Consider the following 25,877-nt stretch of genomic DNA (forward strand, 5'->3'; position numbering starts at 1 on the left):
GGCGTGCCAGCAGTATCCCAGTCAACCGATCCTTCAGGGACAGTGCCATGAGCCAGATCGCCGAAGTGCCGACCGGACGCGCCGGACGGCCCGTGAATGTCGAGCTGATCCTGGAAATCGCCGCCGCCTTCAACAGCCGCGATGCCGACCGGATCATGACCTACTTCACCGATGACTGCACCTTCTTCATGGCCAGCGGGCCGGAGCCGGTGGGCCGCGCCATCCGGGGCAAGGCGGCCGTCCACAAGGTGCTGGCGGACCGCTTCAAGGTGATCCCCGACATGGCCTGGACCCATGAGTATGAATACGTCGCCGGCGACCGCGCCGTCTCCGTCTGGCGCGTCACCGGCAAGTCGGCCGATGGCACGGAGCTGAACTACCAGGGCTGCGACCTGTGGGAGTTCAAGGACGGGCTGGTCCACAACAAGGACACCTACTGGAAGATCGTGCGGCCCGACTGAGCCACCGCAACGCATCGGGATCACGCGCATGAAAATCGTCGCCGCCATGTTCAAGCACGAGACGAACGCCTTCTCGCCCGTGCCAACGCGGTGGGAGGATTTCGGGCCAGGCGGCCCGATCCATGGCGAGGCCGCCTACCGCGCCTTCCGCCATTCAGGCTACAGCCTGTCCGGCCTGCTGGAGGTGGCAGAGGCGATGGGGGCGGAGGTCAGCCTGCCCATCGCCGCGCGTTGCCTGCCCTCCGGCCCCGTCCAGCGCGATGTCTTCGAACGGCTCTGCGATATCCTCTGCGCCGCGGCGCGGGGCTGCGACGCGATGATGCTCGACCTGCACGGCGCCATGGTCGCCGAGGGCGCGGAGGATGGGGAGGGCGAGCTGCTGTCGCGCATCCGCCAGATCCGGCCCGGCCTGCCGATCGGCGTCTCGCTCGATTCCCATGCCAACCTCTCGGATCTCTTCATCGAGAACTGCACGGTGATGCCGGGCTATCGTACCTTCCCGCATACCGACATGCCGGAGACCGGCCGCAAGGCCGGGCAGTTGCTGCGCGATGTGCTGGAGGGCCGGCTGAACCCCGTCACCGTCGCCGCGCGCGTGCCGATGCTGCCCGATATGGTGAAGTGCCTGACGGACCGGGAGCCGATGTCGCGGCTGATCGCGGCTGCCGATGCGGCGGAGCGCGACGGCCTGCCCAGCGTCACCGTCTTCACCGGCTTCCCGCTGGCCGATACGCAGGACACCTGCATGACGGTGCTGGCCACCGCCAACGGCGACGTGGCACGCGCCCGCGCCGCGGCGCAATCCATCGCCGACCTTGCCTGGTCGCTGCGCGAGGAATTTCGCCCCGCGCCTTTCGAGAGCCTCGACGCCGCGATGGATCGTGCGGCGGCGATGACGGACGGGCCGGTGATCCTCGCCGACTTCTCCGACAATTGCCATTCCGGCGGCACCATGGATTCCATGGCCGTCATCGCCGCCGCGCTGGACCGTGGCATGGACGGCATTCTCGCCGGGCCGATCTGCGATCCGGAGGCGGTGGCGCGGATGATCGAGGCCGGGGTGGGCGCCACCATCACCCTCGACATCGGCGCCAAGATGCCGATCCCGGCGCTGAAGGAACAGCTGGTGCCGCTGCGCCTGACCGGCACGGTGCGCACGCTGGCCATGGGCCGCTTCACGGTGGAGGGACCGATCTTCACCGGCATGCCCGTCGATCTCGGCCGCTGCGCGGTGCTGGAGACGGGGCGCCTGACGCTGCTGGTCAGCGAAGGCCGGGTGGAGGCGCTGGATCCGCTGCAATACCGCATCTTCGGGCTGGAGCCGACGCGCTTCCGCTACGTCATCCTGAAGGCGAAGACCAACCATCGCCCGGCCTTCCTGCCGCTGGCCAAGGGCCATGTCGATTGCCAGGGCCCGGGCGTCGCGACGCTGGATCTGCATTCCCTCGACTTCCGGCGTGTGCGCCGGCCGATCTTCCCGCTGGACAGGAGCAACGCATGACCCGCTTTCCATGGCGCCGCGCAGCCGTTGCGGCCGCGCTTTCCCTGACGCTCGCCGCGCCCGCCGCCGCGCAGACCACGGTGCGCTGGGGCAATAACGGTGAGGTCACGACCATGGACCCGCATGGCGTGTTCAGCACGGCCAATGCGGCGCTGCTCGGCAATATCTATGAATCCCTTGTCCGGCTCGACCGCGACCTGAAGTTCGAGCCCGGCCTCGCCACGGGGTGGGAGGTGCTGGCCCCGGACCGCTACCGCTTCACCATCCGCCAGGGCGTGCGCTTCCATGACGGCACGCCGATGACGGCGGCGGATGTCGTGGCCTCCCTCCGCCGCGCCAGCGTGCCGAATTCGCCCTACGCCTCCGTCACCCACATGATCAGCGCCGTCGAGCAGAGCGGGCCGGAGACGGTCGATGTGCAGCTGCGCGGCCCCTATCCCGTGCTGATCAACGACCTGGCCGGCGTCGCCATCCTCAGCGAGCGCTGGATGCAGCAGCATGACGCCATGTTGCCGACCGACCCGGCGCGCGGTGCGGCCAGCTACGCCAATGTGCAGACCAATGGCACTGGCCCCTTCCGCCTGGTCTCCCGCCAGCTGGATTCCGAAACGGTGCTGGAGGCCTTCCCCGAATGGTGGGACAGGCGCGAGCACAATATCGACCGCGTCTCCTTCCGCCCGGTGCCGAATGACGCGACGCGGCTGGCCGCGCTGCTGTCGGGCCAGTTGGACGTCATCACCCCGACGCCGCTGCAGGATGCGGAGCGGCTGCGTCGGGACCCGAACATCACGCTGGTCGAGACCGAAGACCTGCGCGTGATGTATTACGGCTTCAACGTGCATGAGGACCACCGCGTCGCCGGCGGCGGCGATCGCAACCCGCTGGCCGATGCCCGTGTTCGCCAGGCGATGACCATGGCGCTGGATGTGGGCGCCATCACCCGCACCGTGATGCGCGGCCTGACGCAGCCGACCCATGCGATGATCGCGCCGCAGATCACCGGCTATGACCCCGCGCAATCCGTGCAGCGCGCCAGCTACGATCCGGAAGGCGCGAAACGGCTGCTGGCGGAGGCGGGCTATCCCAACGGCTTCACCATGGACATGCAATGCCCGGTGGACCGCTTCGTGAATGTGGACCGCGTCTGCCAGGCCTCGGCCGCGATGTGGTCGCGCATCGGCGTGCGGGTGAACTACAGCGGCGTGCGCTTCGCCGCCTATATGCAGGCCTTCCAGCGGCGCGGCCAGGACATTTATGTGATGGGCTGGGCCAATACGCCGCAGCTCGATGGCTTCTCCATCCTCAACAACGTCATGCACAGCCGCACGGAACGGCGCGGCAGCTGGAATGCCGGCCGCACCTCCGACCCCGCGCTGGATGCGCTGGTGGAGCGTGTGGCGGTGGAGATGGACCCGGCCCGGCGCACGGCGATGCTGACCGAGGCCTTCGCCATCGAGCGGGCCAATTACTGGATGATCCCGCTGTATCGCGACCCGCTGCTGCTCGCCTCCCGCAAGGGCTTCGTGGTCCCGGCCTTCGCCGATGGCCGCATGCGCTTCTGGCTGGCACGCGCGCCGGGCTGAGGTGAAGCGGCGCTACCGCGCCGCCCCCGCCTTCTCCCGGAAGCGCGCGATGGCCTCGGCGGGCGTCGCTTCCGGCGTGGCGCGCAGCGTGGCGAAGATCGATTTCTTCGCCCTGGCCCGCCAGCTCACCGGCATCTCCGCCAGCACGGCGTGCAGTGCCTGATAGGCCGCCTCGGTCCAGACCCGCTCATGCGCCAGCCGTGCCGCGCCCAGGTCGAAGCGCATGGCGCCGCGGCTGGCCTCACCGGCGCGCCGCTGCGTTGTGGCCTCCGCGTCGATACCGCCATCGCGGATGATGACGCCGTAGTCGCGTTCGGCGGCCTGCGCCGTCAGGCGCCCGGACCGGACATCGGTGAGCACCGCAGCGGCCTCCCGGGTCAAGGGGTCGCCGCGCCCGCCGCCGCCAGGGGAGACGATGCGCACCACATCGCCGGGGGGCAGGTTGAACAGGTCCGTGTTGCCCAGGTTGCGCTCCGCCGGCGTGCCCGGATTCAGCGCGAAGGTGCTGGCCGCGCCGGGCCTGCCGCCCAGCGTGCCCCAGGGCTGGAAGACGGAGCGGTCGCGGTTGCGCGCGGTCACCACCGCATCCGGCGCATCGGTGGTGAATTCCAGCACGGTGGCCAGACCACCGCGATGCGCGCCGGCACCGCCGGTATCCGGCATCAGCCCGTAGCGCAGCACGCGCACCGGCGCTTCGGATTCCGTGATCTCGATCGGGCTGTTCTTGAGATAGGCGGCATCGGCGCCGGAGCCATCGGTGCCGTCGCGATGCGGCATGCCGCCGCCGCCACCCACGATCGGCGCCACCGCGACGATGGAGCGCCGCCCGGTGCGCCGGTTCTCGCCCGAGATATTGATGATGGAGGAAGACCCGGCCGGCGCGGCCGGTAGCCGTTCCGGTGCCGCCTGCACGAAGGCGCCGAAGACCAGGCTGCGCAGCCGCGCGCAGGTCAGGCTGCGCATGCCCACGGCGGCCGGATGCTGCGGGTTCACCACGCTGCCTTCCGGCAGGATGCAGGTGAAGGGCCGCGTCGTGCCGAAGTTCAGCAGGATTTTCGGGCTCAGCGCCGACAGCACGTAATAGACGCCGACCATCACCAGCGAATGCCGCTCATGGCCGCCGGTCGGCACGTTCATGGAGGACAGCGTCTGCGGATCGGTGCCCGTGAAATCCAGCACGGCGGAATCGCCCATGATGCGCAGTGTCAGCTTCAGCCGCAGCGGGTCGCCATCCGGCCCGTCCTCGTCGCAGTAATCGGCGAAGGCATAGTCGCCATCCGGCAGCCCGGCGAGCACGGCGCGCGCCTGCGCCTCCCCATAGTCGAGCAGATCCGCCATGCCATCGACCAGCGTCTCCACGCCGAAGCGGCGCACCAGATCCAGGATACGACGCTCTCCGGTGTTCACCGCGGCGATCAGCGCCTTCAGGTCGCCCCAGTTCTGGTCGGGCACGCGCACATTCGCCAGGATGACGCGCAGCAGCTTCTCGTCCAGCACGCCTTCCTGATACAGCTTGGACGGCGGCACACGGATGCCTTCCTGATGCACCTCCGTCAGCGTGCGGGACAGGCTGGCCGGCACGGCGCCGCCGACATCGACATTGTGGATATGGCCACCGGCGAAGGCGATGATGCGCCCTTCATGGAACACCGGCTTCCACATATTGGTGTCCGGCGAATGGGTCGCGAGATAGCCCGAATAGGGGTCGTTGGTCATCGCGATGTCGCCGGGCGCATAGCCGCCGGGCACCATCCCGATCGCCGCCTCGTAATCCACGCCCGGATACCAGGTGGCGCCAAGGTCCAGCGGCACCGCGCAGGTCTTGCCCTGGGCGTCGAGGAACTGGACGGTGAAATCCTCCGTCTCCTTGACGAAGGTGGAATGCGCCGTGCGGTACAGCGTGGTCGCCATGCTCTCGGCGGCGGCGCGGCAATGGTTGCGCAGCACCTGCAGCGTGATGGGGTCGGTGCGCATCAGATCGTCTCCATCACGAGGTTGCCCTGCGCATCGGCGTGCACCTGCCAGCCGGCGGGAACCAGCACCGTGCAGTCGGATTGCGTGACCACGGCGGGGCCGGTGAGCCGCGCGCCGGCGCCCAGCGCCTCCCGCCGATACAGCCCAGCATCCTGCCAGGCGCCGGCGAGGCGGAGGGATATGGCGGTCTCGGCCGCGGCTTCCGCCTCCACCACCTTGTCGTCGCGGACGGGCAAAGGCGGCGCGCGGCGCAGCGCCGCGGCGCGCAGGCCCACCACTTCCACCGGTGCGAACTCGTCGCAATGGCCGAAGGCGTCCCTGTGCGCGGCGTGGAACAGCGCGGCGAGATCGGCGGCGGTGCCGTGTTCGCGCCAGTTGGCGGGCAGCGGCACCGGCACTTCGAAGGACTGGCCCTGATAGCGCAGATCGGCGCCGAGGCTGATTTCCGACTCCCCGCTACCGCCCATCTCCACCAGCGTCGTCGCGGCCTCCGCCGCCAGCGCGTCGAAGGTTTCATGCAGCACCGGCAGCGCCGGCTCGGCCAGCGGCAAGAGCAGGCTGCGCATGGTGTCGCGGCGCAGATCGGCGGCCAGCGCGCCAAGCGCGCAGAGCGTGCCCGGCACCGCCGGCACCAGCACGCGGCGGATGCCCGCGGCCTCCGCCAGCAGCGCGCCCAGCATCGGCCCGGCGCCGCCGAAGGGCATCAGCGTCAATTCGCTGGCATGCGCGCCGGCGCGGGCCAGCAGCTTGTCGATCTCGACCAGCATGCCGCTGATGGCCACCCGCAGAACGCCTTCCGCCACCGTCGGCACATCCAGGCCGAGCCGTTCCGCGATCGGCCGCGCCGCGGCTTCCGCCAGCGCGCGATCCGGCGCGATGGCACCGAAGCCCAGCTGGCCCTGGCCCAGAATCCCGCAGATCAGCGCGGCATCCGTTACCGTGAAATGGCTGCCGCCGCGCCCGAAACAGGCGGGGCCAGGCGTCGATCCGGCGCTTTCCGGCCCGACCTGCAACACGCCCTGTGCATCGACCCGCGCGATGGAACCACCGCCCTGGCCGGAGGAGATCACCGCGACGGTCGGGATCGCCAGCGGAAACTCCCCGATCGCCTGGCCACTGCCGAAGGAGGGCGCGCCATCGACCAGCAGCGCCACATCCGCGCTGGTGCCGCCGATATCCAGCGTCAGCACCAGCTTCTCGCCCGCCGCCCGCGCCACCACGCCGGCGCCGACAACGCCGGAAGCGGTGCCGGACAGCAGCATGCCGACGCAATCACGCCGCCCCCGCTGCGCCGTCATGGTGCCGCCGGCGGAGGTGGTCAGCAGCAGCGGCGCGGAGATGCCGGCAGCGGTGAGCTGGCCCTGCACCCGCTCCAGATAGGCTTCGATGCGCGGATGCACATAGGCGTTGAGCACGGAGGTGGTGGTGCGCTCATACTCCCGGATCGCCGGCCAGACCTCGCTGCCACGGAAGATGAAAAGGTCCGGCGCGATCTCGCAGATCATGGCGGCGACCGCCTCCTCATGCGCCGCATTGCGCCAGGCATGCAGGAAGGAGACGACGACGCCTTCGCAGCCCTGCGCCAGCGCGGCGTCCAGCGCCGCGGCGACAGAAGCGCGGTCCGGCGGCGTCACGCTGCGGCCCTCGGCATCCATGCGCTCGGTGATGCCGAAGACGGATTCGCGGGGCACCAGCGGCGCGGGGCGCTCGCAGAACAGGCTGTAGGGATCGGGCATGCGCAGCCGCGCCAGCTCCAGCATGTCGGTGAAGCCGGCGGTAGTGAACAGCGCGAGCTTCGCGCCGCGGCGCTGGATGATGGTGTTCACGCCAACGGTGGTGCCGTGGACGAAGCGCTCGACCTCCGCCGGCACCAGGCCATCGGCCGCCAGGCGGCGCAGGCCGGTGGCGACATCCTGGCCGGGCTCGGACGGCGTGGTCAGCACCTTCAGCGTTTCCAGCCGCCCGGTGGAGGTTTCCAGCGCGACGAAGTCCGCGAAGGTGCCACCGATATCCACGCCGATGCGCCAAGCCATCTTATGCCTTTCCGTCACGTGGTGCCGAGGATCGGCGATGCGCTGGCCGCGAGCCAGATCGTGAATCCGGCGTCGCGGATAAGTCTGGCTTATGCGGCCTGAAAACGCCGGATCGAAAGCCCGTCGAGCGGCACATCGCTCCGCCCATCCAGCACCAGCTCGCTGAGGATCGCGCCGATGGCCGGGCCGAGCTGGAAGCCGTGGCCCGAGAAACCGAAGGCGTGGAACAGCCCCGGCGTGTTGCTGCTGGGGCCCACCACGGGGATCGCATCCGGCATCAGCCCGTCGATGCCGCTCCAGCTGCGGATGACGGAAACGCCGGCCAGCGAGGGCACGATCTCCACCGCCTTGCGCATCGCCGCCAGCGTCGCTTCGGGCGTGGCGCGGGAAAAGGGAACGTCCGGATCACCCATGCCCCGGCCACCGCCGAAGATGACGTTGCCGCGCGGGATCTGACGCAGATAGATGCCGCCGCCGGCCACGCCGATATTGGGGCGGATGAAGTACGGGATCGGCTCCGTCACGCCCATATTGGGCGTGTGCGGTTTTACGGGCACGGCCTCGCCGAACCAATCGGCCACCTGGCCACCCCAAAAACCGGCGGTGTTCACCAGCACATCGGCACGAAAAGTCTCGTCACCCGCCTCCACCACGAAATGCGCGCCGTCCTTGCGGCAGGCGGTGACGCGGACCTGTTCGCGGATGGTCGCACCCGCCTTCCGCGCCGCCTGGGCCAGCGCCGGGGAGAGCAGGCGCGGATTGGCGGAGCCATCCTCCGGCGCGTGGGAGGCGGCGATCACCGTGGGTCCGAGCCAGGGATAATCGCGATGCAGTGTCGCGCGATCGAGAAAGCGCACCGCCAGCTGATGGTCGCGCGCCACGTCGAGATAGGCGACGAGGTCCGCCTCCTCCGCCGCGCTGCGGGCCAGTTTCAGATGCCCGGTGGCGACGAATTCGCAATCCGTGCCCAGCAGCCGCGGCAGGTCCTGCCAGATGGCATGCGACCGCCGCGCAATCGGCAGCTCCGCCGGGTGGCGGCCCTGCTGGCGCACGCCGCCGTAATTGGCGCCGGAGGCCTGGGACCCGACCAGCCCACGTTCCAGCAGCACCACCTTGGCGCCCCGCAGCGCGAGGTGCAGCGCGGTGGAACAGCCGGCGCCGCCGCCGCCGATGACGAGAACCTCGGTTTCGACGATGCGGCTCATGGCGCCAGCGCCGGCATGGGCAGCGGCTTCACGGGCGCTTGGCCCCGCAGTCGGCCGACTTCCGTCACATCGCATCCCAATGCATCCGCCAGCACCTCCGCCGCCGCGGCGCCGCAGATGCGGCCCTGGCAGCGGCCCATGCCGATGCGGGTGAAAGCCTTGGCGCGATTCACTTCCGGCGCCGCGCCGGTCGCCACATCGGCGCGTGCGGCCTGGCGCAGCTCTCCCGCGCGCACCGCCTCGCAGCGGCACAGAATGGTGTCGTCGGGCATGGCGGCGGCGAGACGGGTAGGGAAGGGGAAGGCGCGGTCGAGTGCCGCGCGGAACCGCGCCTGGCCACGCAGCCGCTGTTCCAGCCGCTTCGCCCCGGCTGCATCGTTGGGCATGCCCGCATCCTCCAGCAAAGCGAGCGCCGCGCGGGCGCCGGCCAGTTCCGCCACATCCGCGCCACCGATGCCAGCGCCGTCGCCGGCGAGATAGAGGCCCGGCACCGCCGTCCGCCCCGCCGCATCGCGCTGCGGCACCCAGAGATGCGACAGCGCGTCGAAGCGCATCGCGACGCCGGCGAGATCGGCCAGCTGCGTTTCCGGCCGCACGCCCCAGCCCAGCGCGACGGCATCGCAATCCAGCCGATGCTCCGCCCCCGCCGCATCACGCCAGCGCAGCCCTGTCACGGCACTCTCGCCCTCGATGGCCAGCGGCGTCGCGCCTTCGCGGACCAGAATGCCGGCGGCGCGCAGGCGGGCGACGTACCAAGCGCCCTTGGCGAGCGTCGCCGCGCCGTCGCGCAGCCCGGCCAGCGCCTGCAGCTTGGTGCGCCAGGGGGTGGTGTCGATCACCGCGGCGACGCCGGCGCCCGATTTCATGTACTGGTAGGCGACCAGCCAGAGCAGCGGCCCGCTGCCGACGAAGGCCACGCGCCGGCCGATGGCGCAGCCCTGCGCCTTCAGCGCGATCTGTGCCGCGCCCATGGCGGTGACGCCCGGCAGGGTCCAGCCGGGCAGGGGAATCACCCGGTCCATCGCGCCGGTGCAGAGCAGGGTGGCGTCGAAGCCAACCTCCCCGATCAAACCGTCCTTCACCGTGTCGAGGCGGCCGGCCTGGATGTTCCAGACCAGCGTCTCCGGCCGCCAATCCACCTGCGGCTTCAGCGCATCCAGCGTGGCATGCAGCGCCGCGGCGCGGCCGCCTTCCCAGCCGTAGAGGGCCTTGGGTGTGCGGGTGAAGCCGGCGGGCGGACGCTGGTAGATGCGGCCTCCGCCATCTGGCGCCTCGTCGATCCAGACCGGGCGAAGGCCCGCCTGGACCAGCCGTTCCACCGCGCGCACGCCGGCGGGACCGGCACCAACCACAGCGACCCTCATGCCCGGCGCAGCCGCATGCCGGCCCGAAGCAGCGTGGTGCAGGCGCGAACACGATCGCCGCCCTCCAGCAGCACCCGGCAGTCCTGGCAGCCGCCCATCAGGCAGAAGCCGGCGCGGCGGCCGTCGCCGAATTCGCTGGTCCGCAGGAAGTCCTCGCCCCCGGCGAGGATGGCGGTCAGCAGCGTGTCGCCCTGGCGGGCGGTCATGGGCTGGCCATCCAGGGTGAAGCCGATTTCGGGGCGGTCCTGATCGACCAGTCGCACCAACCGCAAGGCCACCTCCCGCCGCATCGCTGGCGGATGGTAGTTTCTGCCAGATGGAAAGAAAAGCTTCTCATTTCCATTCTGTGGAATTATAGCGGCAGCACCCTGCTTCCGGGATGCCGCCTTGGACCGCCCTGATCCGCCCGACGAGACCACCAGCTCCGGCATCCAGGTGCTGGACCGCGTCGTGCGGCTGCTGGAACGGCTGGGCGAGGCGGGCGACGGGGGGGAACAGCTTTCGCGCCTCGCCACCAGCCTCGGCCTCTCGGCCTCCACCGTGCACCGGCTGCTGGCGGCGCTGGAACAGCATGGCTGGGTGGATCGGGAGGAGGCGACCCGCCGCCACCGCCTGGGCACGCGGCTGATCGCCCTGGCCGGACGCGCGGCGGATGGCAGCGGCCTGCGCCGGCTGTGCCGCCCCGCGCTGCTGCGCATCGCCGCGGAAACGCAGGAGACCACCTTCCTGATCGTCCGCAGCGGCTTGAACGCGCTGGTGGCCGATCGGCAGGAGGGCAGCTACGTCATCGAAAGCCTGACCCAGGGCGTTGGCGGATTGCTGCCACTCGGCATCGGCTCCGGCAGCCTGGCGATCCTCGCCTGCCAGAAGCCGGCGGAGGTGGAGGCCATCCTCGCCGCCAATGCACCGCGCTACCGCGAATACGGCACGACGGCGGAGGCGGTTCGCCAGAGCCTCGCCGGTATCCGGGAACAGGGCTTCATGCTGGCCAATGGGTCGCTGATCCAGGGCCTTTCGGTACTCGCCATGCCGATCCGCCCGGCCGGGCGCGACGTGACGGCGGCCATCGCCATCAACTTCATCACCACGCGCCTGGCCCCGGCCGATCGCCATGCCTGGCTGACCCTGCTGCGGCAGGAAGTCCAATCCATCGAAGCAGGGCTGAGCCTGCCACCGCGCCGCGCACGGCCATCCAGACAAGGAGAGACCTGACCCATGAACCGCCCCCTTCTGCCGTCGCGCCGTGGCGTGCTGACCGCTGCCCTCGCCCTGCCGGCCCTGTCCCGCACCGCCGCGGCGCAGGCCGCCTGGCCGAACCGTCCCATCCGCATCGTGGTGCCCTTCGCTGCCGGCGGTGCCACCGATGGCAGCGCGCGCATCGTGGCGCAGAAGCTGAGCGAGGGGCTCGGCCAGCCGGTGGTGGTGGAGAACCGCCCGGGCGCCGGCGGTACGACCGGGGCGGATTACGTCGCGAAGTCGGCGCCGGATGGCTACACCTTCGTCATGGCCTCGGTCTCCAACCTGGTGCTGGCGCAGGGGCTCTACAGCCGGCTGCCCTATGACCCGGTGAAGGACTTCGTGCCGGTGGCCCCCGCGGTGATGGCGCCGATCGGCATCGCCGTGCAGTCCAGCCTCGGCGTGACCACGCTGCAGGACTTCATCGCGCTGCTGAAGGCCAATCCGGGCCGCTTCCAATATGGCAGCGCGGGCAATGGCGCCTCCGGCCACATCTCCTCCGTCGCCTTCCTGCAGATGACGGGAACCCAGGCGCTGCATGTGCCCTATCGCGGCAGCGGGCCGGTGTTCAACGACCTGCTGGCGGGCGTCATCCACTTCACCGCCGATGTCCCCGGCCTGATCAAGCCGCATCATGATGCCGGCACGATCCGCGCGCTGGTGATGGCGACCGAGGCGCGCTCCTCCGTCCTGCCGGACGTGCCGACCAGCGCCGAGGCCGGTCTGCCCGGCTATCGCGCCTATTCCTGGTTCGGCCTGTTCGCGCCGGCCAATACGCCGATGCCGATCGTCGAGCGGATGGCCGCGGCGGTGGAAACGGCGCTGAGCGACGCGACCACCGCGCGGCGGCTGGATCTCGACCTCGGCCTGCCGCCGATGCGCGGCTATACGCCGACCCGCTTCGCCGACTTCCTGCAGGAGGAAATCCGCTACTGGCTGCCCGTCGTCCGCGCCAGCGGCGCCCGGCTGGATTGATCCCTACAGCGCGGCTTCGCACAGCCCGCGCATGATCTCGGCAAGCCGGTCCACCATGTCCGGATTGCCGAGCATGCGGCTGCGCAGCAGCACCACGTCGCGCGCCACCCGTGGCAGGAAGGGGCGGGCGACGACGCCGGGCGGCAGGGCGCCGCGGGCGAAGGCATCGACGATGGCGAAGCCGATACCCTCCCGCACCATGGCCACGGCCATCACCGTATTGCCGATCTCCACCGCGATCCGCCGCTCCACCCCCGCCGCGCTGAAGGCAAGGTCTAGGCTGTGGCCAAAATCCTGCCAGCCGCCGAAGCCGATCTCGGGCAGGCCGGCAAGCTGCGCCGGGCCGAGTTCCGAAGCCGCCGCCAGCGGGTGATCCGCCGGCAGCAGCACGATGCAGGGCACCTGGCCCAGCAGCGCCTGGTCCAGCCCCGGCACATCCACCGAGGTCAGCGCCAGCCCGACATCCAGGCGGCGCGCCAGCAGCGCCTCCCCCAATTCCCGCACCGGCAGCAGGTTCACCGAGATGCGTGCCTGCTTCCAGTCCTGCCGCAGCCGCGCCACCGCCTTCGGCACCAGCGAGACCCCGAGCGAGGAGGTGGTGCCCAGCCGCAGCAGCCCGCCCTGATGCCCGCCCAGGTCGCGCGCCAGGCCGCGAAAGCTGCGCAGCTCATGAAACAGCCGTTCGGCTTCCGGCCAGAGCGCGTTGGCTTCCGCCGTGGGGGTCAGGCGCCCGGCATGGCGGTGGAACAGCGCATAGCCGATGCGGTCCTCGCAATGCCGCAGCGCCTGCGACAAGGCGGGCTGGGAGACATGCAGCGACCGGGCCGCGAGGCTCAGCGACTTGCTGCGCATGATCTCGCAGAAGATCTCGATGTCGCGTGCGTTCATGGGGGCGGTGGCCGGGTGGCCCTCAGATCCCCTTGCCGAGCTCGTGCAGCAGCGCCGCGCCGGCGCGGATGCCGTTGTGGAAGCAGTCCAGCGTCATGTTCTCATCCGGCGCATGGTTCGCCGCATCCGCATTGGCGTAGTTCACCACGAAGGCCGGGATGCCCAGGATATCGGTGAAGACATAGCCCGGCAGGCTGCCGAAGCCGGAGGGATAGAGCAGCGGCTCCATCCCATAGGCAACGGTCAGCGCCCGGCGCACCGGGGCGGCGAGCGGGGAGGTGAGGGGCGTCTTGGACGGATACATGCCCTCCTCCGCCCGGACGAATTCGACCTCCGGCGCATGCTTGGCCACATGCGCCGCAATCTTGTCCAGGATGTCGGAGGGGTCCTGGGCGGCGACCAGCCGCACGTCGCATTTCGCGAAGGCCGTGTGCGGCAGCACGGTCTTCATGCCGGGCCCGCCATAGCCGCCATGCAGCCCGTTCAGCGTCAGCGTCGGGTGGAAGCTGAGCCGGTCGTAGAAGGGGCGGTCCGCCGGCATGTCCAGCCGTTCCAGGCCCAGCGAGCGCTGGAAGGCGGGCAGGTCGATCGGCAAGGCGGCGGCGGCGGCCCGTTCCTCCGCACTGGGCGGGATGATGGCGTCGTGGAAACCTTCGATAGTGATCTCGCCCGCGGCGTTCTTCATCGTGCCGAGCAGGTGCACCAGGGTCCAAAGCGGGTTCGGCACCACGCCGCCGAAATTGCCGGAATGGACATCCCGCTTCGCATGCCGCGCATGCAGTTCGAAGGCCACCACGCCGCGCGAGCCGAATTTCAGCGTGGGCTGGCCGGAGGCGTGCAGCTGCCCATCGGCGGTGACCGCCAGGTCGGCGCGCAGCAGATCGGCATGGCTGCGGATGAAGTCGGCGATATGGGGGCTGCCGACCTCCTCCTCCCCTTCCAGCAGCAGGATGACGTTGCAGGGCAGGCGGCCATGCACCTTGAGGTGGGATTCGATGGCCAGGATCTGCGCCAGATGCTGGCCCTTATTGTCCGCCACGCCGCGCGCATACATCCGGCCGTCGCGGATGCTGGGCTCGAAGGGCGGGGTGGTCCAGGCCTCCAGCGGCTCGGGCGGCTGCACGTCGTAATGGCCGTAGAGCAGCACCGTCGGCTGGCCCGGCGCGCCGTCCCAGCGGGCCACCACCATCGGATGGCCGGCGGTCTCCATCAGCTCCACCTGAAGGCCGATCTCCGTTAGCAGGGTCAACAGGCGCTCCGCCACGTCGCGGATGCCGATATCCTGGGCGCTGATGCTGGGGTGGCGCACATACTCGGCCAGGCGGTGCACGAAGGCGGCCCGCTGGTCGTCGAGATGCGCGTAAACGGCGGCGAGGTCCTGGTCCATCGGCGTCTCCGGCCCATCAGACCTTCTTTGTAGCGGGCCTCGGCAGCAGGGCAAGAAGCCGGCATGATCGCGCCAATATCGAGGGAAACGCGGTCGCCATGGACCTTCGCGAGCTGCGCAGCTTCATCCATGTCGCCCGGCTCGGCAGCATCTCCGCCGCGGCGAAGGAGCTGCGCATCGCCCAGCCCGCGCTCAGCCGCCAGATCCGCAAGCTGGAGGAGGAGCTGGGCGCGCCGCTGATGCTGCGCCGCGCCCGGGGCGTGGAGCTGACGGCGGCCGGCGCTGTGGTGCTGCGCCGGGCGGAGTTGCTGCTGCGCTCCGCCCGGCAGATCAAGGATGAGGTGGCGGAGCTGGAACGCTCCGTCTCCGGCCATGTCGTCATCGCCGTGCCGCCCACCACCGGCGCGCTGGTGATGCCCCGCTTCCTGCTGCGCATGCGGCAGGACCATCCCAATATCTCGATCCATGCGATGGAGGGGGTGAACGCCACGCTGCTGGACATGGTCACCACCGGCCGCGCTGACCTGGCGCTGATGCACGACCCGCCGGACCGTCACGCTTTGGCGCGGGAAACCCTGTTGCGGGAGGCGCTGTACCTCGTCGCCCCCGGCGGCGCCACGCCGCGCCCCGGCGCCTGCCGGGTGCGGGACCTGCAAGGGCTGAAGCTGATCCTGCCGGCGCATCCGCATGTCACCCGCCTGACCATCGAGCAGGCGGCGGCCGAGGCCGGAATCCGCCTCGACATCGTGCTGGAGGCCGATGGCGTGGCGCTGACCCGCAAGCTGGTCGCCGCCGGCTTCGGCCACGGCATCCTGACCATCGCCACGGTGCGGGAGGCGGTGGTGCGGGGCGAGGTGACGGCGACGCGGCTTCTGGCGCCCGGCCTAGGCACCGCGCTCTGCCTGGTGCGGCTGCGAGAGGGTGCGCCCGCACCGGCCCGCGCCCTGGCCGAGGACATTCTGCGGCAGGAGGTTCAGGCGGTGGCGGCGGAAGGTGCCTGGAGCTGAAGCCATGCCGGTCGTGGGTCATCCCATGCCCACATGGCATGGATAAGCATGACGAGACGGCATTTTTCAGAACCTTCCCCGCTTTGTAGGTAGCCTCTGTCGGGAGAAGGAAACGGCCATGCCGTCCAAGGGTCACATCGGCATTGTGGGTGCCGGGCTGGGCGGGCTGGCGTCCGCCACGCTGCTGCGCCGCGCCGGCTATCGCGTTACCGTCTTCGAACAGGCCCCCGCCTTCGCCCGCGTCGGCGCCGGCATCCAGATGGGCGCCAATGCCATGAAGGCACTGCGCGGCCTGGGCCTGGATGGGGAGGTGCGCCGCATCGGCTTCCGCCCCGAAAGCCTGTTGAACCGGGATTACGACACGGGCGCCGTCACCAACGAACTGCCCGGCGGCGATGCGCTGGAAGCCCGCTACGGCGCGCCGCATATGTGCCTGCACCGCGCCGACCTGCACGCCGCTTTGGCGGCCGCCGTGCCCGCCGCGGACCTGCGGCTGGGCCGCAAGCTGGCCGGCCTGGACCATGGCCCCGCCGGCGTCACGCTGCGCTTCACCGATGGCGCGGCGGAGACGGTGGATGCGGTGATCGCCGCCGATGGCGTGCATTCCGTGGTGCGGGAGGGGATGCTGGGCAAGGAGGCGCCGCGCTTCACCGGCCGCGTCGCCTATCGCACCGTCTTCCCCACCGCGCTGCTTGGCGCGCAAAGGCTGAACAATTCCCGCACCAAATGGTGGGGCCCGGACCGGCACATCGTGATGTACGACATCACCGCCGCGCGGGACGAGGTGTACTTCGTCACCAGCCAGCCGGAGGATCCCTCCTGGATGACCCCGGAATCCTGGTCCGCCCGCGGCGATGTGGAGGCGCTGCGCGCCTCCTTCGCTGATTTCCATCCGGAGGTGCGGCATGTGCTGGCGGCTTGCCCGCAGGTCTGGAAATGGGCGCTGCTGGCGCGCGACCCGCTGCCGCGCTGGGTGGAAGGCCGCGTCGCCCTGCTGGGCGATGCCTGCCACCCGATGTCGCCCTACATGGCCCAGGGCGCGGCGATGGCGCTGGAGGATGCGGTGATCCTGTCCCGCTGCCTGGCGGAAACCGATGCCGGCGGCATCGAGACCGCCTTCCGCCGCTACGAAGCCAACCGCAAGCCGCGCGCCACGGATATCCAAAGCCTCTCGGCCGAGAACACCTTCCTGCGCCGGCCGGGCGGCACCGACTGGGTCTATGGCTATGACGCGGTGACGGCGCCGCTGGATGAGCCGGGCACGCGGCGCCAGGCCGCCTGAACGGAGGAGGAAACGTCATGAACAACAAGAACAACGACACCGGCCTGACCCGGCGCCATCTGCTGGCCGGTTCCAGCCTTCTGGCCGGCGGCCTGGCGGCGCCCGCGCTGGCCCAGACCGGCGCGCTGCCCGACCGGCCGATCCGCATCGTCTGCCCGCATGGCCCGGGCGGCGCCTCCGACACCTGGGCGCGCATCATCGCGGAGCCGATGGGCGCGCTGCTCGGCCGGGCCGTGGTCATCGAGAACAAGCCGGGCGCCAGCACCATGCTGGCGGCGGAGACGGTGGCGCGGGCGCGGGCCGATGGCACGACGCTGCTGATGGGCTCCGTCACCACCCTGTCGATCAATCCGAGCCTGTTCCCGAACATCCGCTACGACGCGGCCAAGGATTTTGCGCCGCTGTCGATCGTGGCGACGGCGCCGATGGCGCTGGCGGTTCCCAACGACCTGCCGGCGCGCAATGTGGCGGAGCTGGTGGCCATGGCCAAGGCGCGGCCGGGCGCGCTGAACTATGGTTCTCCGGGCGCCGGCACCTCGCCGCACCTCACCGGCGCGCTCTTCGCCAGCATGACGGGGACGGAGGTGGTGCATGTGCCCTATCGCACCGCGGCGGAATCCGAGCTGGCGCTGATGCAAAACGAGATCCACTTCGCCTTCAGCGGCGGCTACCTGCCAGGCATCCGCGCCGGCCGGGTGCGCGGCCTGGCGATGACCAGCCTGCGCCGGTCGTCCCTGGCACCGGAACTGCCGACGGTGGCGGAGCAGGGGCTGCCGGAATTCGAATCCTCCGTCTGGAACGGCCTGCTCGCCCCTTCCGGCACGCCGGAGGAGGCGCTGCGCGCTTTGTCCCAGGCGATCCGCACCATCTGCCAGCGGCCAGAAGTGGCCCAGGCCTTCGCGCAGATCGGCGCGGAGGTGGTCGGCTCCTCGTCGCAGGATTTTGCCAGCACCATCACCGGCGAACGCGCGAAGTGGAGCCAGGTGATCCGCGACGCCGGCGTGCAGGGCAGCTGAGGCCCGCGCCGGCCGGCGACCTTGCCGCGCGCAAGCCTTCCCATATGCGAAATCGTGCCTTGCGGCGCATGCCGTTTCGTCCTTCCATCGGCCCGGCAACGCCCGGCACGGGCTGGTTTAGGGAGAGAAACAGCATGTCCATCAGGCGCCTTCTTTGGGGGCTCGCCGCGGTGCTCGTCACCGGACCGGCCCTTGCGCAAGCCCCGGCCCCCGCGCCGGTGCCCGGATGGGCCGTCGGACGGCCCGAAGGGTCCACGCTCGCCCCGCATGCGCCGCGGCTGACGGTGACGCCGCCCGCGCAGTTGCCGGTCTCGGCCATCCGCCTGCCGCAGGGCTTCCATGCCGAGGTCTATGCCCATGGCATGCCCGGCGCCCGCATGATGGCGGAAGGGCCGAACGGCACCATCTTTGTCGGCACCCGCGCCATCGGCCGCGTCTATGCCGTCAGCCGCAATGCGGATGGCACCACCCGCACGCGGACCATCGCGCAGGGCCTGGCGCAGCCGAACGGCCTCGCCGTGATCGGCGACAGCCTCTATGTGCTCGCGGTCAATCGGGTGCTGCGCTACGACAATATCGAGGCCAACCTCGACAACGTGCCGCAGCCGGTGGACCTGACCGCCGCCTTCGCTCTGCCGACGGAGCAGGAGCATGCCGGCAACCATCACTGGAAATTCGCGACGATCGGCCCGGATGGCCGGATCTATACGAATGTCGGCGTGAACTGCAACGTCTGCGAGACGGACCGCGACAAGTTCGCCTTGCTGGTCTCCTTCGCGCCCGATGGCAGTGACCGGCGGATCGAGGCGCGTGGCGTGCGCAACAGCGTCGGCATGGCACATCACCCGGTGACGCGGGAGCTGTGGGCCACCAACAATGGCCGCGACTGGGCCGGCAATGACTGGCCGAACGACACGCTGCACCGCGTCCGTCGCAGCGGCGAGGATCACGGCTTTCCCTTCTGCTCCGGCGGCAGCGCCGATCCGCAGTTCAATGCGGGGCGCAATTGCAGCGAGTTCGTGCAGCCCGCCGCGCTGCTCGGCCCGCACACCGCCTCGCTCGGCATGCGCTTCTACACCGGCACGATGTTCCCGGAGCAGTATCGCAACCAGATCTTCATCGCCCGCCGCGGTTCCTGGAACCGGGAGCAGCTGACCGGCTATGACGTTGTGGTCGCGCATCTGGATGCGCAGGGCAATGTGACGCGGCTGGAGGAATTCATGACCGGCCTGCGTGACGATGCCAATCAGCGCTTTCTGGACCGCCCGGTCGATGTGCATGTGATGCGGGACGGTTCGCTGCTGGTGGCCGGCGAGCAGATGGGTGCGATCTACCGCATCTCCTATCGCCCGTGATGCTACGTGACGTATTCGCGGCGGCCGTCATGGCCGCCGCTTTTTTCACCCTTCCCCATGCCGCGCAGGCCCAGGATGCCCGGCGCGGCGCCGAATTGGCGGATCGTTGCACCGCCTGCCACGGCGAGAACGGGCGCAGCCAGATGGAGGGCACACCCTCCCTCGCCGGACAGCAGGCGGGATTCATCACCATCCAGATGATCCTGTTCCGCGAGGGCATCCGCCATGTGCCGGTGATGGCCACAGTGGCGCAGGGCATGGCCGATCAGGATATCGAGGATCTTGCCGCGCATTTCGCCGCCTTGCCGCCCGGCCCGCCGGAAGATCGCCGGCCGCGCGATGCCGCGCTGGCGGAGGCCGGGCAGGCGCTGATCGGCCCGCGCAACTGCGCCGTCTGCCACCTGCCGAGCCTGGTGGGGCGCGAGCAGGTTCCGCGCATCACCGGACAGCGGGAGGAGTATCTGCTGCATGCCATGCAGGGCTATCGCGATGGTACCCGCGTCGGCGTCGACACCCAGATGAACGGTGCCGTCTTCGGCCTGTCGGATGCGCAGCTCACCGCGCTGGCGCATTACCTGTCCCACCGGGAGTGAGACTCAGCTGAACTCCCGATAGCGGAAGTCGACCGTCCCGGCTTCCGCCACCGCGGCGGCCAGCAGGTCGTGATGTGGCGACAGCACGCAGGCCGGGTCGGTCGCATTGGCATCGCCGGTCAGGGCAAAAGCCTGGCAGCGGCAGCCGCCCCAGTCCCGCTCCGCGCGCTCGCAGCCCCGGCAGGGCGCCGGCATCCAGGCTGTGCCACGGAAGCGGTTGAAGGCGTCGCTGTCTTCCCAGGCGGCGCGCAGCGACGTCTCGCGTACATTCGGGAAGTCGAGGCCGGTGATCGATTCCGCCGCATGGCAGGGCAGTACGCGCCCGGCCGGCGACACGCCGAGGAAGCGATTGCCCCAGCCGCCCATGCAGGATTTCGGCCGCGCCGCGTGATAGTCCGGCACGACATAGTCGATCATCAGCCGGCCACGATGCATCAGCCGCGCGGCCTCCACGATCACCGTGGCATCATCCAGCTGAGCGCGTGTCGGTAGCAGCGCATCGCGGTTTTTCAGCGCCCAACCGTAATACTGCACATGCGCCACTTCCAGCCGCCCCGCGCCCCAGGCCAGCGCGATCTCGATCAGACGCGGCAGGTTGTGCAGGTTCTGGCGATGCACCACGGCGTTCAGCGTCAGCGGCAGGCCGGACTCCTTCACCAGCCGCGCCGCCGCTTCCTTGCGCGGCATCGCGCCCTTCATGCCGCCGATGCGCTCCGCCCCCGCCGGCTCCGCGTCCTGCACCGAGAGCTGCACATGGTCGAGACCCGCCGCCACCAGCCGCGCCATCAGCGCCGCATCCAGCAGCACGCCCGCGGTGATGAGGTTGGTGTAGAGCCCGGCCTGATGCGCCGCCGCCGTGATCTCCACGATGTCGCGCCGCACCGTGGGCTCGCCGCCCGAGAGATGCACCTGAAGGCAGCCGAGCGCCGCGGCTTCCTGGAACACGCGCGTCCATTCCGCCGTCGTCAGCTCTCCGCTCGCGCGCGTCAGCTCGACGGGGTTGGAACAATAGGGGCAGCGCAGCGGGCAGCGATGCGTCAGCTCCGCCAGCAAGGCGAGGGGCGCGTTCATGGCGCCAGCGCGCCGCGCGCCACCAGGTCCTCGACCATCGCGGAGACATCCGCCGCGATGACCTCGCGCGGCGCATCGAACTTCGTGGCCAGGGCATCGATGATGGCATCAAGGTCGCGCGCGCCATCGACCAAGCGCAGCACTTCCAGCGCCGTCTCATCCGGCACGAACATGCGCTCCGGCGCCATCACCACCCAGCGCGCCCGCGCCTGGTCGTGGTGCAGGCGCACGCCGCGCGGGAAGCGCGGGGTCATGCCCCGCCGGGCCGGAAGGCGCCCGGCGGCGGCAGGGCCGGCGCCACATAGGCGAAGTGCAGCGCATCCAGCTGCGCCCAGAGCAGGTCGCATTTGAAGCGCAGCGCCGCCAGCACCTGCTGCTGCTTCTCCGCCGTATCGGCATGCTGTTTCACATAATCCAGCGCGAAGGCGACATCCTGCGGCGCCTGGGTCAGGCGCGGCGTGAAATAGGCCAGCGTCTCGGCCGTGACGAAATCATAATTGCGCAGCATGCCGGAGACGCGCTGGGAGATGATGTCGGGCGAAAACATCTCCGTCAGCGAGGAGGCGATCGCCTCCAGCAGCGACTTCTCCCGGACGAAGCGCACATAGGCATCTACCGCGAATCGCGTCGCCGGCAACATGCCCTCGAGCGAGACGACATAGGCGCGATCCAGCCCCAGCCCATCGGTCAGCGCCAGCCAGCGTTCGACACCGCCGGGATGCGTGCCGTCGCCATCATGATCCTCCAGTCGCCGGCGCCATTCGCGCCGCAGCTGCGGCGTCGGCAGCCGCGCGAGGAGGGAGGCGTCCTTGGCCGGGATCGAGGCCTGGTAGTAGTAGCGGTTCAGCGCCCAGGCCTGGATCTGCCCACGGTCGAGCTTCCCGCCATGCAGCAGGTGATGGAAGGGGTGCAGGATGTGGTAGCGCTCCTCCCCGATCCGGCGCAGCGCGGCCTCAAGCTCCTCGGGCGACAGCAGGCTCACAGGCGAATCTCCATCCCATCTTCCGCCACCTCCCAGCCCGCGGCGGCAAGCTGCGCGCGTTCCGGGCTGTCGGATAGCAGAGCGGGGTTCGTGTTGTTGATATGCACGAAGACGCGGCGGGCGACGGGGATGGTTGCGAAGGCTTCGAGCGTCGAGCCCGGGCCGGTCATCGGCATATGGCCCATGCGCCGCCCGGTCTTGGGGCCGGCGCCCAGGCGGATCATCTCCTCATCGTCGAACAGCGTGCCGTCGAACAGCACGCAATCCGCTCCGGCGAGGCGTGCGCGCAGCGCGTCCGTCATCATCGCGCAGCCGGGAATGTAGTGCAGCGTGCCGCCTCCGGCCGACAGCGCCAGGCCCACCGCCTCCCCATCCTCCGCCACGCCGGGATCACCACCGCTTTCGGCAAAGAGCGGCACCTTGCCCGGCACGGCGTAGGCGGTGACCGAAATGCCCAATACGTCAAAAGCCTGGTCGAGGCTGATGGCCCGGCGCCGCACGAAGTCCGGGTTCAACACGCCAAAAATCGGGTTCTGCGCCAACATGGCCAGCGTCGGCGCCGCGCCCAGCAGATCAAAGGCCTGGCGTTCCCGCAGGTTGAGCAGCCCGGCGACTGCATCGACTTCCGCCCCGGTCAGCAGCACGGCGCCTATCGGGGAATTGCGGAGCGTGCCTGGGCGGGGATACAGCGCGGGCGTCGCGGCGATCTGCTGGCGCAGATCCGGGCTGGCATTCACCAGCATCCAGCGCGCCCCATCGGCGGAAACCGCGATGCTGGCCTGGCTGCGCGGCAAAGCGGCGGGATCGCCCGCGCGCGCGCGAAGGCAGCCCGGGCCGGCGGAGTTCCATTGCGGAAAGCCGCCGCCGGCACCGGCGCCCAGCACGATGACCCGGAGCATGAGTCCGGCTCCGGGCCGTGGTCTCAGTCGATTTCGGCCGAGGCGTAGCTGTTGATTTCCATCGCGAGGGAAATCTCGACGATCTTGGGGGTCTTCCAGGCCATGATTGTGCTCCTCCGCAGTGCCGGCTGCATGCCAGCTTTGGGAAGATGACGCCTCAGTCATATCTCTTCAAGGCGTGATGGACGCACCGCGGCGTGATGTTCGCGGGCGTGAACGCCGCAGCGTCGCGATGTTCGCGGCGGTGAACGCGGCGGCAACGGTTCCCTCGGCCAAACCATTGACGTGAATATAAAAAGGGCAGTGGCACGGGTCTTGGGTTGGGCGGGGCCATGTCGCCCGCTCTAGCCCTCACGCTCCCGCTTGGTCTCGGCATGGCCGCGGCCTTCCTCGTCCCGATGCTGCGCGCGCCCCGCGCCGCGCCGCTGGCGGCCTTTGCCGCCGCGCTGGGGCTGGTCATCTACCTGTTCGCGGCCCCGGGCATGGACGGACCGGAAGGGCTGCGCAGCGGCTTCTGGGCGGTGCCCTCACTCGGGATCGCCGGTGGGCTGAGGCTCGATGGGCTGTCGCTGATCTTCGTGCTGCTCATCACCGGTATCGGCGCGCTGGTGCTGCTCTATGCCGGCCGCTACCTGGAAGGCGACCCTCGGCTGCCACGGCTGATCGTGCTGCTGCTGCTGTTCATGGTCTCGATGCTGGGCGCGGTGACGGCGGATGACGTCATCACCCTGTTCATCTTCTGGGAACTGACCAGCATCACCTCCTTCTTCCTGGTCGGCTACGACCATGAGAAGCCGGGGGCGCGCAAGGCGGCCTTGCAGGCGCTGCTGGTCACCGGCGGTGGCGGCCTGGCCCTGCTGGCCGGGCTCGTGCTGGTCGCGCTCGCCGCCGGCACCACCAGCCTCAGCGGCATCCTCGCGGCGCGGGATGCGGTGCTGGCGCATCCGGCGGCGGTACCGGCGATGCTGCTGATCGTGCTCGGCTGCTTCACGAAGTCGGCGCAGTTCCCGTTCCATTTCTGGCTGCCCAATGCGATGGCCGCGCCGACGCCGGTCAGCGCCTATCTGCATTCGGCGACCATGGTGAAGCTGGGCATCTATTTGCTGGCGCGCTTCAACCCGGTCTATCAGAACCAGGCCCTGTGGCAGGACCTGCTGACCTGGGCCGGCCTGGTCACCGCCGCGATCGGCGCCTTCATGGCGCTGCGCGAGACCGACCTGAAGCGCGTGCTGGCCTGGACCACGGTCACCTCGCTCGGCACGCTGACCCTGCTGATCGGCCTGGCGCCCGCGCTGTCGGCCACGGCGGCGGTCACCTTCCTGATCGTGCATGCGCTGTACAAGGCGGCACTGTTCCTCATCGCCGGCATCGTCGATCATGAGACGGGCACGCGCGATGCCAGCGCGCTGGGCGGCCTGCGCCGCGCCATGCCGATCACCGCCATCGCCGCCGTGCTCGCCGCCTTCTCCATGGCCGGGCTGCCGCCCTTCGTCGGCTTCGTGGCGAAGGAGATCGTCTATGAGGTGAAGCTCGATGCGGGCGGCATGGCCGGCGTGGTGGCGACGATGAGCTTCCTGGTGAATGCCGCCATGGTCGCCGTCGCCGGCCTGCTCTCCTGGCGCCTGTTCTTCGGCCCGCCGCGGGCAACGCCGACGAAGCCGCATGACCCGCCCATGGCCATGCTGGCCGGGCCGATCCTGCTGGCCGGCCTTGGCCTGGTGGCAGGCGTGATGCCCTCGCTGCTCGGCACGGCGCTGGTGGATGGCGCGGTGGCGGCGATTCTCGGCACGCCCGCCAACGTGGCGCTGTCGCTCTGGCACGGCTTCACGCCGGTGCTGGCGCTCAGCGCCGCCACCATCGCGCTCGGCCTGCTGCTGCTTCATCTCTGGGAACGGATGCGGCCGCGCCTGCACCGCACCGCGGCGCTGGAACGCTTCGGCCCGGCGCGTGGCTATGACAAGGCGCTGGCCGGGCTGATCGCCTGGTCCGATGCGACAACCCGCGCCGTGCAGCACGGCAGCCTGCGCGGCTATATGCGCCTGCTGCTGCTGGTCGCGGCCTTCGCGCCGCTGGCCGTGCTGCTGGCGCGCGGCGGGCTGGACCTGCCCGGCGGCGCGCCGCTGGATGCGCGCGCCGGCATCTTCGTGGTGATCGCGCTGGGCGCGGTGGCGGCGGCGATGGCGCGGGACACGCTGGCGGCGGTGATGGCCATGGGCCTGGTCGGCTTCGGCGCGGCGCTCGCCTTCCTCACCTTCGGCGCGCCCGATGTCGCGCTCACGCAGTTCACGGTGGAGGTGCTGCTGGTCGTCATCCTGGCGACCGTGCTGACGCGCCTGCCGCTGCGCACGCGGGATGCGCGGACGGGCGGCCAGCGCCGGGCGGATGCGGCCATCGCCGGCGCGCTCGGCCTGTCGGTGGCGCTGCTGCTGATGGCGGTGCTCGCCGCGCCCTTCGACCCGCGCCTGGGCGAGTGGTTCGGGGCCAACAGCGTACCCGGCGGGCATGGGCGCAATGTGGTGAACGTCATCCTCGTGGATTTCCGCGCGCTCGACACGCTCGGCGAGATCGCGGTGCTCGCCATCGCCGCCTTCGCGGTGATCGCCTTGCTGCGCAGCTCCGCGCGCGGCCTTCGGGCAGGGAGTTGAGACATGGACGCCTCACTGATCCTTCGCGTCTCGGCGCCGCTGCTGCTGTGGCTGCCCATGGTCGTGTCGCTGTACCTGCTGCTGCGCGGCCATAACGATCCCGGCGGCGGCTTCGTCGGCGGGCTGGTGGCGGCCTCCGGCCTGGTCTTCTACGCCATCGCGCGCGGCCAGGCGGCGGCGCTGCGGGCGATGCGCCTGGCGCCGGCCACTTGGTGCGGCGCGGGCGTGATCCTGGCCGCCGCCAGCGGCCTGTTCGCCTGGCTGGACCCGCAGGCGGGCTTCCTGACCCATCGCTGGTGGTTCCCCGATGTCGGCGTAACGCTGCCGCTGGGCACACCGATCCTGTTCGATGTCGGCGTCTATCTGACGGTGATCGGCACGATCACCGCCATGGTCTTCGCTTTGGTGGCGGAGGACTGA

24 protein-coding genes are annotated in these 25,877 nt (G+C 70.2%); 12 read left to right on the forward strand and 12 right to left on the reverse strand.

Features of this window, described 5'->3' with window-relative positions:
• The first annotated feature begins 47 nt into the window (after positions 1-47).
• The 3 genes from ACVFYP_RS09345 to ACVFYP_RS09355 are packed head-to-tail and all read left to right on the forward strand — an operon-like array spanning position 48 to position 3,545.
• Positions 48-461, forward strand: a complete 414-nt coding sequence (locus ACVFYP_RS09345) for a nuclear transport factor 2 family protein (RefSeq protein ID WP_499199898.1) — start codon at positions 48-50, stop codon at positions 459-461.
• 28 nt (positions 462-489) lie between these two features.
• On the forward strand, positions 490-1,962 hold the full coding sequence (locus tag ACVFYP_RS09350; RefSeq protein ID WP_499199899.1) for a M81 family metallopeptidase: 1,473 nt from the start codon (positions 490-492) through the stop codon (positions 1,960-1,962).
• The gene (locus tag ACVFYP_RS09355; protein WP_499199900.1) at positions 1,959-3,545 is read left to right on the forward strand and encodes an ABC transporter substrate-binding protein; all 1,587 of its coding nucleotides are present in this window, start codon (positions 1,959-1,961) and stop codon (positions 3,543-3,545) included. Before ACVFYP_RS09350 ends, ACVFYP_RS09355 begins: the two co-directional genes overlap by 4 nt.
• Positions 3,546-3,557: 12 nt before the next feature.
• Here ACVFYP_RS09355 and ACVFYP_RS09360 read toward each other — a convergent pair whose 3' ends face one another.
• The 5 genes from ACVFYP_RS09360 to ACVFYP_RS09380 form a co-directional block, all read right to left on the reverse strand.
• Entirely contained in the window at positions 3,558-5,519 is a 1,962-nt protein-coding gene (locus ACVFYP_RS09360; protein ID WP_499199901.1) for a hydantoinase B/oxoprolinase family protein, read from the reverse strand.
• Positions 5,519-7,552, reverse strand: coding sequence for a hydantoinase/oxoprolinase family protein (locus tag ACVFYP_RS09365; protein ID WP_499199902.1), 2,034 nt, complete (start codon positions 7,550-7,552; stop codon positions 5,519-5,521). Before ACVFYP_RS09365 ends, ACVFYP_RS09360 begins: the two co-directional genes overlap by 1 nt.
• An 89-nt stretch (positions 7,553-7,641) precedes the next feature.
• Positions 7,642-8,757: an NAD(P)/FAD-dependent oxidoreductase gene (locus ACVFYP_RS09370; RefSeq protein WP_499199903.1), complete on the reverse strand. Its 1,116-nt coding sequence runs from the start codon at positions 8,755-8,757 to the stop codon at positions 7,642-7,644.
• On the reverse strand, positions 8,754-10,121 hold the full coding sequence (locus ACVFYP_RS09375; protein ID WP_499199904.1) for an FAD/NAD(P)-dependent oxidoreductase: 1,368 nt from the start codon (positions 10,119-10,121) through the stop codon (positions 8,754-8,756). The genes ACVFYP_RS09370 and ACVFYP_RS09375 overlap by 4 nt, the downstream gene beginning before the upstream one ends.
• A complete protein-coding gene (locus tag ACVFYP_RS09380) occupies positions 10,118-10,399 on the reverse strand; it encodes a (2Fe-2S)-binding protein (RefSeq protein WP_499199905.1) in 282 nt (93 codons plus the stop codon). The genes ACVFYP_RS09375 and ACVFYP_RS09380 overlap by 4 nt, the downstream gene beginning before the upstream one ends.
• Positions 10,400-10,508: 109 nt before the next feature.
• Between ACVFYP_RS09380 and ACVFYP_RS09385 the strand changes: the two genes are divergently transcribed.
• Together ACVFYP_RS09385 and ACVFYP_RS09390 are read left to right on the forward strand one after the other, a co-directional pair.
• Entirely contained in the window at positions 10,509-11,333 is an 825-nt protein-coding gene (locus ACVFYP_RS09385; protein ID WP_499199906.1) for an IclR family transcriptional regulator, read from the forward strand.
• A gap of 3 nt (positions 11,334-11,336) precedes the next feature.
• The gene (locus tag ACVFYP_RS09390) at positions 11,337-12,332 is read left to right on the forward strand and encodes a Bug family tripartite tricarboxylate transporter substrate binding protein (RefSeq protein ID WP_499199907.1); all 996 of its coding nucleotides are present in this window, start codon (positions 11,337-11,339) and stop codon (positions 12,330-12,332) included.
• Between the two features lie 3 nt (positions 12,333-12,335).
• Here the strand turns inward: ACVFYP_RS09390 and ACVFYP_RS09395 are convergent, their stop codons facing one another.
• Together ACVFYP_RS09395 and ACVFYP_RS09400 are read right to left on the reverse strand one after the other, a co-directional pair.
• A complete protein-coding gene (locus ACVFYP_RS09395; protein ID WP_499199908.1) occupies positions 12,336-13,220 on the reverse strand; it encodes a LysR family transcriptional regulator in 885 nt (294 codons plus the stop codon).
• A gap of 22 nt (positions 13,221-13,242) precedes the next feature.
• Positions 13,243-14,607: a M20/M25/M40 family metallo-hydrolase gene (locus ACVFYP_RS09400; RefSeq protein WP_499199909.1), complete on the reverse strand. Its 1,365-nt coding sequence runs from the start codon at positions 14,605-14,607 to the stop codon at positions 13,243-13,245.
• A gap of 98 nt (positions 14,608-14,705) precedes the next feature.
• Between ACVFYP_RS09400 and ACVFYP_RS09405 the strand changes: the two genes are divergently transcribed.
• The 5 genes from ACVFYP_RS09405 to ACVFYP_RS09425 all read left to right on the forward strand — a co-directional run bounded on the left by ACVFYP_RS09405 (position 14,706) and on the right by ACVFYP_RS09425 (position 19,860).
• On the forward strand, positions 14,706-15,614 hold the full coding sequence (locus tag ACVFYP_RS09405; protein ID WP_499199910.1) for a LysR family transcriptional regulator: 909 nt from the start codon (positions 14,706-14,708) through the stop codon (positions 15,612-15,614).
• Between the two features lie 118 nt (positions 15,615-15,732).
• Positions 15,733-16,896 carry an FAD-dependent monooxygenase gene (locus ACVFYP_RS09410; RefSeq protein WP_499199911.1) on the forward strand — a complete coding sequence of 388 codons (1,164 nt, stop codon included), beginning with the start codon at positions 15,733-15,735 and terminating at the stop codon, positions 16,894-16,896.
• A 17-nt stretch (positions 16,897-16,913) separates the two neighbouring features.
• Positions 16,914-17,912, forward strand: a complete 999-nt coding sequence (locus ACVFYP_RS09415) for a Bug family tripartite tricarboxylate transporter substrate binding protein (protein ID WP_499199912.1) — start codon at positions 16,914-16,916, stop codon at positions 17,910-17,912.
• Between the two features lie 134 nt (positions 17,913-18,046).
• Complete coding sequence (locus tag ACVFYP_RS09420) at positions 18,047-19,267, forward strand: PQQ-dependent sugar dehydrogenase (protein WP_499199913.1); 1,221 nt, start codon at positions 18,047-18,049, stop codon at positions 19,265-19,267.
• A gap of 29 nt (positions 19,268-19,296) precedes the next feature.
• Positions 19,297-19,860 (forward strand): c-type cytochrome, encoded by a 564-nt coding sequence (locus ACVFYP_RS09425; RefSeq protein ID WP_499199914.1) that lies wholly within the window; start codon positions 19,297-19,299, stop codon positions 19,858-19,860.
• 3 nt (positions 19,861-19,863) lie between these two features.
• Here the strand turns inward: ACVFYP_RS09425 and pqqE are convergent, their stop codons facing one another.
• Genes pqqE through pqqA form a run of 5 tightly spaced genes read right to left on the reverse strand, consistent with a single transcriptional unit; the run spans position 19,864 to position 22,946 of the window.
• Complete coding sequence (pqqE, locus tag ACVFYP_RS09430; protein WP_499199915.1) at positions 19,864-20,931, reverse strand: pyrroloquinoline quinone biosynthesis protein PqqE; 1,068 nt, start codon at positions 20,929-20,931, stop codon at positions 19,864-19,866.
• Positions 20,928-21,185, reverse strand: a complete 258-nt coding sequence (pqqD, locus tag ACVFYP_RS09435; RefSeq protein ID WP_499199916.1) for a pyrroloquinoline quinone biosynthesis peptide chaperone PqqD — start codon at positions 21,183-21,185, stop codon at positions 20,928-20,930. The genes pqqE and pqqD overlap by 4 nt, the downstream gene beginning before the upstream one ends.
• Positions 21,182-21,913 (reverse strand): pyrroloquinoline-quinone synthase PqqC, encoded by a 732-nt coding sequence (pqqC, locus tag ACVFYP_RS09440; protein ID WP_499199917.1) that lies wholly within the window; start codon positions 21,911-21,913, stop codon positions 21,182-21,184. Before pqqC ends, pqqD begins: the two co-directional genes overlap by 4 nt.
• Positions 21,910-22,812, reverse strand: a complete 903-nt coding sequence (pqqB, locus tag ACVFYP_RS09445; RefSeq protein ID WP_499199918.1) for a pyrroloquinoline quinone biosynthesis protein PqqB — start codon at positions 22,810-22,812, stop codon at positions 21,910-21,912. Before pqqB ends, pqqC begins: the two co-directional genes overlap by 4 nt.
• Positions 22,813-22,835: 23 nt before the next feature.
• Complete coding sequence (pqqA, locus tag ACVFYP_RS09450) at positions 22,836-22,946, reverse strand: pyrroloquinoline quinone precursor peptide PqqA (protein ID WP_499199919.1); 111 nt, start codon at positions 22,944-22,946, stop codon at positions 22,836-22,838.
• A gap of 240 nt (positions 22,947-23,186) precedes the next feature.
• Here pqqA and mbhE point away from each other — a divergent pair, with 240 nt between their 5' ends.
• Together mbhE and ACVFYP_RS09460 are read left to right on the forward strand one after the other, a co-directional pair.
• Complete coding sequence (gene mbhE, locus ACVFYP_RS09455; protein WP_499199920.1) at positions 23,187-25,457, forward strand: hydrogen gas-evolving membrane-bound hydrogenase subunit E; 2,271 nt, start codon at positions 23,187-23,189, stop codon at positions 25,455-25,457.
• A gap of 3 nt (positions 25,458-25,460) precedes the next feature.
• Positions 25,461-25,877 carry an MnhB domain-containing protein gene (locus tag ACVFYP_RS09460; protein ID WP_499199921.1) on the forward strand — a complete coding sequence of 139 codons (417 nt, stop codon included), beginning with the start codon at positions 25,461-25,463 and terminating at the stop codon, positions 25,875-25,877.

This window comes from Roseomonas sp. F4 (assembly GCF_053891155.1).

Coding starts and splice junctions, on each gene's coding strand:
- pqqB (WP_499199918.1), bottom strand. CDS start 22,812: ATGCTCCGGGTCATCGTGCTGGGCGCCGGTGCCGGCGGCGGCTTTCCG.
- ACVFYP_RS09400 (WP_499199909.1), bottom strand. CDS start 14,607: ATGGACCAGGACCTCGCCGCCGTTTACGCGCATCTCGACGACCAGCGG.
- ACVFYP_RS09425 (WP_499199914.1), top strand. CDS start 19,297: ATGGCCGCCGCTTTTTTCACCCTTCCCCATGCCGCGCAGGCCCAGGAT.
- mbhE (WP_499199920.1), top strand. CDS start 23,187: ATGGCCGCGGCCTTCCTCGTCCCGATGCTGCGCGCGCCCCGCGCCGCG.
- ACVFYP_RS09360 (WP_499199901.1), bottom strand. CDS start 5,519: ATGCGCACCGACCCCATCACGCTGCAGGTGCTGCGCAACCATTGCCGC.
- ACVFYP_RS09420 (WP_499199913.1), top strand. CDS start 18,047: ATGTCCATCAGGCGCCTTCTTTGGGGGCTCGCCGCGGTGCTCGTCACC.
- ACVFYP_RS09345 (WP_499199898.1), top strand. CDS start 48: ATGAGCCAGATCGCCGAAGTGCCGACCGGACGCGCCGGACGGCCCGTG.
- ACVFYP_RS09395 (WP_499199908.1), bottom strand. CDS start 13,220: ATGAACGCACGCGACATCGAGATCTTCTGCGAGATCATGCGCAGCAAG.
- ACVFYP_RS09390 (WP_499199907.1), top strand. CDS start 11,337: ATGAACCGCCCCCTTCTGCCGTCGCGCCGTGGCGTGCTGACCGCTGCC.
- ACVFYP_RS09350 (WP_499199899.1), top strand. CDS start 490: ATGAAAATCGTCGCCGCCATGTTCAAGCACGAGACGAACGCCTTCTCG.
- ACVFYP_RS09415 (WP_499199912.1), top strand. CDS start 16,914: ATGAACAACAAGAACAACGACACCGGCCTGACCCGGCGCCATCTGCTG.
- ACVFYP_RS09410 (WP_499199911.1), top strand. CDS start 15,733: ATGCCGTCCAAGGGTCACATCGGCATTGTGGGTGCCGGGCTGGGCGGG.
- ACVFYP_RS09460 (WP_499199921.1), top strand. CDS start 25,461: ATGGACGCCTCACTGATCCTTCGCGTCTCGGCGCCGCTGCTGCTGTGG.
- ACVFYP_RS09365 (WP_499199902.1), bottom strand. CDS start 7,552: ATGGCTTGGCGCATCGGCGTGGATATCGGTGGCACCTTCGCGGACTTC.
- ACVFYP_RS09355 (WP_499199900.1), top strand. CDS start 1,959: ATGACCCGCTTTCCATGGCGCCGCGCAGCCGTTGCGGCCGCGCTTTCC.
- ACVFYP_RS09370 (WP_499199903.1), bottom strand. CDS start 8,757: ATGAGCCGCATCGTCGAAACCGAGGTTCTCGTCATCGGCGGCGGCGGC.
- ACVFYP_RS09405 (WP_499199910.1), top strand. CDS start 14,706: ATGGACCTTCGCGAGCTGCGCAGCTTCATCCATGTCGCCCGGCTCGGC.
- ACVFYP_RS09375 (WP_499199904.1), bottom strand. CDS start 10,121: ATGAGGGTCGCTGTGGTTGGTGCCGGTCCCGCCGGCGTGCGCGCGGTG.
- pqqA (WP_499199919.1), bottom strand. CDS start 22,946: ATGCAGCCGGCACTGCGGAGGAGCACAATCATGGCCTGGAAGACCCCC.
- pqqE (WP_499199915.1), bottom strand. CDS start 20,931: ATGAACGCGCCCCTCGCCTTGCTGGCGGAGCTGACGCATCGCTGCCCG.
- pqqD (WP_499199916.1), bottom strand. CDS start 21,185: ATGACCCCGCGCTTCCCGCGCGGCGTGCGCCTGCACCACGACCAGGCG.